9 protein-coding genes and 3 pseudogenes are annotated in these 10,040 nt (G+C 65.1%); 1 reads left to right on the top strand and 11 read right to left on the bottom strand.

Annotated features, from left to right (window positions below; translation table 11 throughout):
* Positions 1-342: 342 nt before the first annotated feature.
* The 11 genes and pseudogenes from EBE87_RS26675 to EBE87_RS26630 all read right to left on the bottom strand — a co-directional run.
* Complete coding sequence (locus tag EBE87_RS26675) at positions 343-1,149, bottom strand: ABC transporter permease (protein ID WP_122140278.1); 807 nt, start codon at positions 1,147-1,149, stop codon at positions 343-345.
* On the bottom strand, positions 1,146-1,988 hold the full coding sequence (locus tag EBE87_RS26670; protein WP_122140277.1) for an ABC transporter permease: 843 nt from the start codon (positions 1,986-1,988) through the stop codon (positions 1,146-1,148). The genes EBE87_RS26675 and EBE87_RS26670 overlap by 4 nt, the downstream gene beginning before the upstream one ends.
* A gap of 4 nt (positions 1,989-1,992) precedes the next feature.
* Complete coding sequence (locus tag EBE87_RS26665) at positions 1,993-2,997, bottom strand: ABC transporter ATP-binding protein (RefSeq protein ID WP_233560239.1); 1,005 nt, start codon at positions 2,995-2,997, stop codon at positions 1,993-1,995.
* 62 nt (positions 2,998-3,059) lie between these two features.
* The gene (locus EBE87_RS26660) at positions 3,060-4,136 is read right to left on the bottom strand and encodes an ABC transporter substrate-binding protein (protein ID WP_122140275.1); all 1,077 of its coding nucleotides are present in this window, start codon (positions 4,134-4,136) and stop codon (positions 3,060-3,062) included.
* Between the two features lie 73 nt (positions 4,137-4,209).
* Positions 4,210-5,475 carry an NAD(P)/FAD-dependent oxidoreductase gene (locus tag EBE87_RS26655; protein WP_122140274.1) on the bottom strand — a complete coding sequence of 422 codons (1,266 nt, stop codon included), beginning with the start codon at positions 5,473-5,475 and terminating at the stop codon, positions 4,210-4,212.
* Between the two features lies 1 nt (position 5,476).
* Positions 5,477-5,860, bottom strand: a complete 384-nt coding sequence (locus tag EBE87_RS26650) for a RidA family protein (RefSeq protein WP_122140273.1) — start codon at positions 5,858-5,860, stop codon at positions 5,477-5,479.
* A gap of 2 nt (positions 5,861-5,862) precedes the next feature.
* Positions 5,863-7,008 (bottom strand): M24 family metallopeptidase, encoded by a 1,146-nt coding sequence (locus tag EBE87_RS26645; protein ID WP_122140272.1) that lies wholly within the window; start codon positions 7,006-7,008, stop codon positions 5,863-5,865.
* The gene (locus EBE87_RS26640; RefSeq protein ID WP_122140271.1) at positions 7,005-8,348 is read right to left on the bottom strand and encodes an NAD(P)/FAD-dependent oxidoreductase; all 1,344 of its coding nucleotides are present in this window, start codon (positions 8,346-8,348) and stop codon (positions 7,005-7,007) included. Before EBE87_RS26640 ends, EBE87_RS26645 begins: the two co-directional genes overlap by 4 nt.
* Before the next feature lie 67 nt (positions 8,349-8,415).
* Positions 8,416-9,174 (bottom strand): LysR substrate-binding domain-containing protein, encoded by a 759-nt coding sequence (locus tag EBE87_RS26635; RefSeq protein ID WP_233560236.1) that lies wholly within the window; start codon positions 9,172-9,174, stop codon positions 8,416-8,418.
* Positions 9,175-9,354 (bottom strand): annotated as a pseudogene (locus EBE87_RS30580) (LysR family transcriptional regulator); the annotation flags it as partial.
* A gap of 92 nt (positions 9,355-9,446) precedes the next feature.
* Positions 9,447-9,758: pseudogene (locus EBE87_RS26630) on the bottom strand (transposase); the annotation flags it as partial.
* Positions 9,759-9,828: 70 nt separating this feature from the next.
* On the opposite strand from EBE87_RS26630, the pseudogene EBE87_RS26625 reads away from it, so the two are divergent.
* Positions 9,829-9,960: pseudogene (locus EBE87_RS26625) on the top strand (IS6 family transposase); the annotation flags it as partial.
* Positions 9,961-10,040: the final 80 nt, after the last annotated feature.

The following is a 10,040-nucleotide window of genomic DNA, read 5'->3' as shown; positions in this document are numbered from 1 at the left end:
AGACGGCATGGCTGATGATCTCCGCCGGGAAGCGGTATCCAGGGTAGGTGGGACAGTCTGCCGTCATCCCGTCAGATTGCCCTAGCTCAGCTGTTCCGACCACCGCCCATCAACTTGCCAATGCCTACCCCTGCCATTTGCGACTTGCTACGAACTTTGCAGCGGAACCCACCATGCCTTCACCGCTCTCGCCTGCTCCCTCATCTGCCTCAACGCACTTCAGAGACGGTTTTGAAAGGCGCTGTTAAGGGCGGGCGTGCCCGAATAGGCCCTGCTGTATCCCTGGATTGGCGGTCTCTCAACAGAGGCAAGGGAAACCGCCAGCCCAAGAAATGCGGCGCGTTACCGCATGGCCGTGGCGTTGCGCTCACGCGTTTGGCGCACCGCCCATTCCATTATCAGCGCTAGACAGGTGACGCCGATCAGCAGGCTGCTGACTGCAGCGATGGTTGGCTCCACCTCCAGCAGCAAGCTGTTCCATATCCGAACGGGCAAGGTCTCGGCCCGGATGCCAGCCAGGAAGATGGAAATCACCAGCTCATCAAAGGAGGTGAGGAAGGAGAACAGCATCGCGGAGATCAGGCCCGGCAAGGCCAGCGGCAGCACCACGCGGCGGAAGACGCCCATGCGGGAGCAACCGAAGATCATTGCGGCGCGCTCCAGATTGGGGTCCACCGTCTTCAGGGCGGATTGCAGGATGACGAGCACGACCGGCAGCGCCACCACGCTATGCGCCACGGCAATCCATGGACGGAAACCGATCAATCCGAGCCGCGCCGATAGGAAGTACATGGCGATGGCCGTCACGACATGGGGGACGATCAGCGGCATCAGCAGCAGCGCGGTGATGACCCGGCGGAAACTGAAGGCTCCGCGCGCCATGGCATAGGCGGCGAGGAAGCCGAGCGCGGTGGAAAGCAGGCAGGTCATCGCTGCCACCAGGAAGGAGTTCCACAGCGAGGCAATCCAGCGTGGGTCACCCAGGAAGCGGATGTACCAGCGCAGCGAGAAGCTCTCCGGCGGGAACTTTAGGTAGCCGTCACCACTGAAGGAGGCGATGATGACGATGGCGATCGGCGCCAGCATCGCCGTGCAGAGCAGGATGACGAGCATGCGGATGGCTGCCAGCCGCAGGATGGAGCCGGTCATCGTGCGAAGCCCTCCTCGGTGCGGTCTGCGAAGCGGGCATAGACGGCATAGAGCACCAGGGTGATGGCCAGCAGCACGATCGTCATCAGCGCCGCCATAGGCCAATTCTGCGACAATTCAATCTCGCGCTCGATCAGCATGGCCATCATCACATCGCTGGGGCCACCCATCAATGCGGGGGTGATGAAGAAGCCGAGGGCGAGGATGAAGACGATCAGCGAGCCTGCCGTCACGCCATGCAAAGTAAGCGGCAGGAAGACCTTGGCGAAGACCGTGAACGGACTAGCCCCCATCCCTTCTGCCGCCTGCAGGAGACGGTTGTCCACCGCCTTCATCGCGGCATAGAGCGTCAGCACCATGTAGGGCAGCAGCACGTAAGTCATGCCGATGATGACGCCGGTGCGGTTGTAAAGCAGATCCACGGGCTCTGAGACGAGACCGAGGCCGAGCAGCATCTGGTTAATCAGCCCGTTGCGCCCGAGGATCACCATCCAGGCATAGGTACGGACGATGACGCTGGTGAAATAGGGAAGGATGATGCAGATCAGCACCAGCGAGAAAGCCAGCCCTCGCGCACGAGACAGCGCGTAGGAGAGTGGATAGCCGATCACCAGCACCATCGCTGTCACGGTCAGCGCGATGATGTTGGTGTTCACGATGGCGCCGAAGATGGCGCGCGATCCCAGCACCCCCTGCGCCTCCAGCCAGACTTCCTCAGCACTGCCGAGTTCGGCTAGCGATTCAGCGATGAACCAGCCGATGGGCGTGATGAAGAGAAGCAGCAGCAGCGCCAGGGCCGGAGCGATCAGCGCCCATTTCGCGAAATGGCGAAGCGGCATCGGCTTATCCTTCCAGCAGAAGGGCGTCGGCCGCCTGCCAGCCCAGCAGGACCGGTTCGCCGGGTTGCTGCAACACGGTGCCAGAGGCGTTCGTCGTGTCGCAGAGGAGATTTTCGCCCCCCGCGAGCGCCACTTCATAGCGCACGACATTGCCGAGGAAACTGGTGTGCCGCACGGTCCCTGAGACATGGTTGGCCGCCGGCGTGGTGCCAGTGGGCAGGAGGCTCACCTTCTCTGGCCGGATGAAGACCAGCCCTTCCGTCAGGCCCGGGCGGTTCGCCGCCACCTCGTAGGACGCATCGGCCCCGCCGCGCAGCACCCCGTTCCGCCGTTGCGCGCGGAGCAGGTTGGCCTCGCCCAGGAACTTCGCCACGAAGGCATTGTCCGGCCGCTCATAGACATGGCGGGGCGGCCCCATCTGCGCGATGCGGCCACGGTCCATGATGGCGATGCGGTCCGACATGGTCAGCGCCTCCTCCTGGTCATGCGTGACGTAGACCACGGTCATGCCCAGGCGGCGGGAAATCTCCTTGATCTCCACCTGCATGTGGTAACGCAGGTTCTTGTCGAGCGCGCCCAGCGGCTCGTCCATCAGCACGACGCGCGGCTGGCCGACAATGGCGCGTGCCAGCGCCACGCGCTGTTGCTGGCCACCGGAGAGCTGGCGGGCGAAGCGGCGTTCGAAGCCGGTCAGCTTCACCATGGCCAGCGCTTCGGCAACTCGGCGTTCGATCTCGGGCTTGGGCGCCTTCCGCACAGTGAGAGGGAAGGCGACATTCCCGAACACGTCGAGATGCGGGAAGATCGCGTAGTTTTGGAACACCATGCCGAGGCCGCGGGCACGGGGCGGCGCCTGCGTCGCGTCCTTCCCATCGATAAAGATGCGGCCCGCGCTCGGCAGGGTGAAGCCGGCGAGCATGGAAAGGGTGGTCGTCTTACCACTGCCCGAGGGACCGAGCAGCGTAAAGAACTCGCCTTGGGGGATGGTCAGGGAAATGTCCCTGACCACAGTCTCTGAGCCATAGACTTTGCTGATCCGGTCCAGGCGGACTCCAGAAAAAGCCTCCCCGCTCATCCGAGGATCCAGCGGGACCAGGCGCGGTTCACCTTGTCGCGGTTCGCTTCGAGCCACTCCACATTGCGCATGAAGCCCCCCTGCCGCGCGGCCGGGCTGCCCGGCATGCGTTGCACCTGCTCAGGCGGCAGCATGTCAAAGGCCTTGAGGTTGGTTGGACCGTATTCCAGGTCCTTCGAGTACTTCGCCTGCACCGACGGCTGCATCATGAAGTCGACCAGCTTCTGTGCATTGGCCTTGTTGGGTGAGCCCTTAAAGATGCTGAGCGACTGCACCTGGATCATGTTCTCCGCCCACTCGAAGCCGAGCGGGGCGCCCTTGTCGATCAAGGTCTGCAGGCGGCCGTTCCAGATGGAGCCCAGCACCACTTCCTTGTCCGAGAGCATCTGCGCCGAAAGCGCGCCAGTGTCCCAGAACTTGCGGATATTCGGGCGGATGCGGGAGAGCGACTTGAAGGCCCGGTCGAGATCCATCGGATAGATCTGGTCACGTGGCACGCCATCGGCGAGCAGGGCGAATTCCAGGTCGGGCGAGCTGCTGGCCATATCGGCCAGCATGCGCGGGCCAGGGAACTTTCCGGCGTCCCAGAACTCGGCCCAGCTCTTCGGGTTCTTGCCGTCCGGGAAGCTTTCCTTGTTATAGGCCAGCACGGAGGCATAGACGAAGTTCGCCACGCGCAACTCGTGGCGGTATTCTGGGGCAACGTCCTCCGGCTTGCTCCATTTCCAGCTGCCGTAGTCGATCGGCTCGAGCGCGCCGGCGCGGCCGAGCGTCACCAGCGGGCCGTCACCCGTATCGATCAGGTCCAGCTCGACATTGTTCGCCCGGAACATGGCCATCAGCTTGGCGACCGTGGCGGCCACGGGCATCACGGTGATGCCGGTTTCCTTGGTGAACGGCTCGTAGACGTGGCGGCGCATGACGTCGTCATAGGCGCCGCCCGGCGTGCGGACGATCACCTGGCCAGCTGCACGGGCGGGGCCGGCGATAATCCAGGGGGCGGCGAGGGCCGCGCCACTCAGGGTCAGGAAGCGGCGCCTGTTGGGGATTAGTAGGCGGGAATTGTCTGGCATCTCGGAACTCCCAGTTGGTTATGCGTGGCGCAACATCGATGTTGTGTGCGGGGGGGCCACCCGCATTTTCTCGTCAGAACCGGGCCGGAGAATACGGAGCGGGGTCGATCGAAGGGGGGCGCCCCGTCGCGAGGAGCGCCACCAGCTTGCCTGCGGGCGGCCCGCCCGTCATACCGAAATGGCTGTGACCGAAGCAGAGGAAGAGGCCAGGATGCCCTGGTGCGGGGCCCACCACCGGTAGGCTGTCCGGGAAGGACGGGCGATGACCCATCCAGAAAGCCGGTTCTTCTGACTGCAAATCCGGGAAGAGCCGCTTCGCATGCTCGTGCAAGATCTTCGCGCGCCGCTCATCCGGCGCGGCCTCCAGCCCGGCGATTTCCACCGTGCCTGCGACCCGGATGCCGTGTTCCATCGGCGTCATGCCGAAGCTGCGGCTCTTGTGCAGGATCGGGTAGCGCAGATCGATGGAGGGATTAGCCAGCATGACGTGATAGCCGCGCTCGGTTTCTAGCGGCACACGGATGCCCAACGGCTCCAGCAACTGCCCTGACCACGCGCCGCCGGCCAGGATCACCTTATCGGTCCGATGGTTGCCGATATTGGTGAACACCATCCAGCGTCCCCCCTCTTCGGGGATCAGCTTCAGCGCGCGCTCAGCCAGTACCGTGCCGCCCTCGGCGCGGAACAACTCGGCCATGGTGCGGACCAGTCGCGGCGGACTGACGATATGCCCGTTTCCGGGGATCAGCACGCCGCGCACCACATCGCGCGCCAAGCCAGGGAACATCTGCCGCAGATCGTCCGTGCTGAGTTCCTCGCTGCGGATGCCATAGGCTTCGCGCAGGCCGCGCTCGATACGGCCGGTCGTGGTCTCCGTCGCAGAATCCCACATCTGCACCTGGCCGTTCTGGCGGAACAGGTCGCGGAAAGTGGCCTCGCCCAGCAGGCCCTTCCAATCCTGGAAGGCATTGATGTGCAATGCCCGCATCGCTTTCGCGATTTCCTGCACCCGTTCCAGGCGGCCGGCGCGTACCCATTTCATCAGCCAGGGCATGGCCTTGGGCAGATAGGCGGGGCGGACGGAAAGCGGGCCGAGCGGATCGTTCAGCCAGCCCGGTACCTTTCGCAGCATACCGGGCAGGGCTACCGGCACCACTGTATCCGCCGAAACCAGACCGGCATTGCCGAAGGAGGCGCCGCCGGGCGAGGGCAAGGGGTCAATCAGTGTGACCGCCTGGCCCAGGCGCAGCAGGTTCAGCGCGGCGGAAAGGCCCGCCACGCCGCCGCCCACCACGATGGCGTGCGGACTTGCCGCGTCGCGCATCTTGGGGTCAGACATTTCAGACGGGGCCCAGATGAGCGGTAGCAATCACCTCGATGAGCATGCCCGGTGCCAGCAACTCCTTTACCACCACCGTGGCACGGCAGGGGAAGGGATCGGTGAAGACCTCGCGCCAGACGGCGTTCATCGCCGCCGCATCGGTACCATTCACCAGATAAACCTGCACCATCATGACATCGGCCAGGGAGCCGCCGGCGCCTTCCATGGCGATACGCAGATTGTCCAGCGTGCGGCGCGTCTGCAGGGTGATGTCGCCCTCGACGATCGTGCCCGTGACGGGATCCTTCGGGATCTGCGCGGTGATGACGAGCGGGCCTTTGCGGACAACGCCAGAGATCGGCCCCTTGGAGGCAACCAGGCCAGTCTTAACAGCTTCGAACATAATCAGTTCCCGTTTTCGTTGATGATGAGACCTCGGGGGAAGCGGGTCAGAAGTTCAGGCCCGTCTTCGCCCACCAGGACGGTTTCGCTGATGGAGACACCGCCGGCCGAGGCGTAGATGTGGAAGACCATGCCCGCCTCGACGGTCCAGTCGGCGCCAGGATGGAGGATGCGGGTGAAGTCGCTCGTGCGCGGCGTCTGCGGCGCGTAGAGGCCGAGGGTGTAGCCGGTGATGTTGTCGTAGCCCGGGCGCAGGCCGGAGCGGATGACGCCATCGCGCAGGATGGCGTCCACATCATGCGCCCGCGCGCCGGGGCGCAGCGCCGCGATTTGCTCATCCTGTAAGGCGATGAGGGTCTCCGCTGCGGCGGCTAGCGCTGGCGCGGGCTTGCCGAGAGTGACGCAACGCATGATGCGCGCGCTGTAGCCGGCGATGCGCGGTACCAACTCGATATGCACCACATCGCCCGGAGAAAGCGGCGTGTCGCTCAGATGGCCGTGCAGGAAATCCCAGCCTGTGCCGGCGCTGATGGGGCCGACGGGGCTGGGGTCGGCGCCCAGCTCGACATAGCTGGAAACCGCGATGCGCGCGGCGTCACGCTGGCTGCCACCCGGGATGCAGGCGGCGGCGGCTCGGCGCAGTGACTCATCCGCCACGGCCGCGCTGCGGCGCAGGATGGCGATCTCAGCGGGCGACTTTATCAGCCGCAGCTCGTTCACCACCGGGCCCATATCCACTATCGTGGCGGCCGGCAGCGCCGCCTTCAGCTGCGCGAAGCGGCTGAGCGACATGGCGTAGGAATTGAAGTCGAGCCCGATGCGTGCCGCCGCGAGGCCGCGCGTGGCCAAGGCAGCGGCCAATACCGGCATTGGGTCTTCCCAGTCCCGGTATGTCCGGATGTCCTGGATCCAGGTGCGCTGGCGGCAGGGTGCGGCATCCAGCGCGCGGATCAGGAAGAACGGCTCGGCATCCAGTGGCACCACCACGCAGCGCCAGCGGTTCAGCGAGCTGCCATAGCCGGAGATCCAGCTCATCGGCTCGATCTCGTCGAGCAGTGCCACCTCGGCGCCGTCACCCTCCATCCGGTGCCGCAGGGCGGCGAGGCGGTCGGCGAACTCCTTTGCCGAGAACTGTACGTCTTCGGTCATGAGTGGACTTTCGCGGGGGTAGAGCGCCAGCCATCCAACCGATCTCGAAGCTGGTAGGAAGCGCCCACAACGGGCAGAAACCAGGGGCGGCCGCCGTATCCGGCCATGGTCGGGAAAGGCAGGCGAGTGAAGGCCGAGGGGCGGTTGGCGCCGCCCAGGATCTGCCGCGCGGCTACACGCCCGAGATGCGTCATGGTGACGACGCCGCTGCCATTGCAGCCCAGCGCATAATGGATGCCCTCCTGCCGGCCCACATGCGGAAGGTAGTCCAGCGCGAAGGCAACATTCCCCTTCCAGCCATGGGTGATGCGCACCCCGGCGAGGTCCGGCAGCAGACCAGTCAGGAAGCCGTGCAGACGGGCAGCGGCGCGGCGCGCATCGGCGTCGATGAAGCTGGCGCGGCCACCAAACAGGATGCGGGTGAAATCCGGTGAAGGGCGGAAGTAGTAGAGAACCTTCTTTGTATCGCCATAGACACGCAGCTTTGGCAGCAGGGCGCGCACGCGCTCCTCCCCCAGCGTCTCCGTAGCGATCATGTAGCTGGCGACAGGCACGAGACGACGGCGGTGCCAGGGCGTGGCAGCCCCCGTATAGCCGTTGGTGGCTACCATCACATGCCGAGCCAGCACATCTCCCTGGCTTGTCCGTACCCGGTAGCCGTTGCCCTCTTCGGCCAGCCCCGTGACGGTGACGCCGCCCCGCAGCGTGGTGCCTCGCGCCGCCGCGGCCCGCCCTAGACCCTGGACATAAAGGCCGGGGTGGAGGGAACCGGCGCGCTGGATCAGCAGGCCGCCATGGTAGAGGCCGGTCGCCACCTCCTCCCCTACGCGGCTGCGTTCGAGGATTGTGGCAGTGTCACGCCCTGTGCGGTTCAGCATCTCCGCCCGACGCTTCAGCGTATCGAGTGCCTTTGGGGCGTGCGCGCCTACAAAGCGGCCGGTCTTGCGAAAGAAGCAATCAACCCCTTCCGCCTGCAGGAAGGATCCCATCTCGTCGAAGGAGGCCTCGGCTTCCTCGACCATTTCACCGAGCAGCTTCTGATCCAGCGCCTTGTGCAGGTCCGACCGCGCGCGGCCGAGGCTGCCTGCGCCGGAAAGCGCGCCTCCATTGCGGGAGGAGGCGCCCCAGCCGATGGCTTCGCGGTCCAGTACCAGGGCTTTCACCCCGCCGCGTGCTAACTCAATGGCCGTGGAAAGACCGGCGATGCCGCCGCCGATAATGACGACTTCCGCGGCCTCCGGCAGCGGCGCCGGCGAACCGGGCCGCGGGGGAGGAGCGAGATCCCACCAATAGGGGCACTCGACAAAGCCAGGGGCGAAGGGTGTCTGCTGCGTGCTCACACAGCGAGGCTGCCATGCTTGTAGCCCGGCTCGGCAGCCCAACTTTGGTTATGGTGCTAAACGCCGGTTATGACAGTCGGGTGACCCCTTCAGGCGGCGTTTCCGACAAAATGGCCTCGGCGCATTCGCCCAGCAGCCGCAAAAAGGCAGTGCGGTCGAACTGACTGCTCATCCCCTCGGACCATATGGCGCGGTATTCGAAGGTCACGGCGGGGGCGAAGTCGCGCAGGATCAGGCCACGGCTCAGGAAGGGGCGGGCCGCGAAGGCATCGGTAAAGGTGATACCAACCCCAGCCGTGGCCATGCCCGTCGCGCCGGTGATCAGCGGACATTCAGCCACTTCAATCGGGCGCACTCCTTCATCCTCCAGCAGCCGGTCGATGATGGTCTGCTGCCCCTCGTGGCGGGAGATGCCGATATAGGGCTGCCCGTGCAAATCCGCTGGGCGGATGGTAGCCCGTGCTGCCAGCGGGTGGCCCAGCGGCAGGGCGCATAACGCGCGCGGCCGGGCAATCAGGAAGCTGCGGAGGCTTGGCACGCGCTGCGCCGGATTCATCAAGCCGACTTCTGCACGACGGGATGCAGCCATGGCCATGACCCCGCCGGCATCCCGCGTGGTGACGGCCAAGCGCTCCGCCCCCGGCGTATCCAGCCAGCGGCGCGCCACCTGAGGCATTAGTTCCTGTGCTAGAACAGGGATGGAGGCGATGACGGCGCGACGCGGCTCCTCTGCCCGCAGCCGTTCCAGCAAACGCTCGATCTGCTCCATGCCGACGAAAAGACGCTCCGTCTCATCGAACAGACTGAGCGCCCGCAGGGTTGGCACCAGCCGTCCATGGCGCCGCTCGAACAGGCAGAAACCGCAAAGGTCCTCAGTCTGAACAAGGATCTTGCTAACACCGGGCTGGCTTATGCCAAGGATTCGGCTGGCGCCAGTGACGCTGCCACTCCGCACCACTGCACGGAAGATTTCTAGCTGTCGGTGTTGGAGGCGGGACTTACTCATCAACGTATAGGAGCAAAGACGGGCAGGGTGGTGAAGGGGCAATGCCGTGAACCATGGCAGAATGGCATGCTAGATCACCTGTCGCCAGGGCTTTAATAGCGCCTTTCAAACCTCTCCTGAAGTGCGTTGAGGCAGATGACGGAACAGGCAAGCGCGGTGAGGGCGTGGTGGATGTCGAGACGGCGCTCATAACGGATGGCCAGGCGGCGGAAACGGTTGATCCAGGCGAATGTGCGCTCGATGACCCAGCGGTGCTTGCCCAACCTCTGGCTGCTCTCGATGCCGCGGCGCGCAATCCGCTGCCTGATGGCGCGCCGGCGACAAGCCTGACGACAGCGACGATGATCATAGGCCTTGTCGGCGTGCAGCTTGTCTGACCGGCGGCGGGGTCGCCCTGGCTTGCCTGCAACGGCACCGTCAGGTTGGCCGGCCGCCAGCTTGCCCGAGCGTTCCACCTCCGGGTAGTCGGGTGGGATGACCGCACCTGCCTGCCCCAGCTTCGCCGGATATCGCTTCCCGGCCGAGATCATCAGCCAGGCGGTGTGGCTCTATTTCCGCTTTCCCCTCAGCTTGCGGATGGTGGAGGAAATGCTGGCCTTCCGCGGGCATTGGCAAGTTGTTTGACGGGAGGGCGAGTTCGGCCGCGTGACTCAGGGTGCAGCAGGATCAGGATGCTGCTTGGGCGC

The sequence above is a fragment of the Teichococcus wenyumeiae genome (assembly GCF_003696345.1).
In the GTDB taxonomy this organism is placed as follows: domain Bacteria; phylum Pseudomonadota; class Alphaproteobacteria; order Acetobacterales; family Acetobacteraceae; genus Pseudoroseomonas; species Pseudoroseomonas wenyumeiae.
Note: the sequence above shows the minus strand (reverse complement) of the source record. Positions and strands in the feature narration are given on the sequence as shown.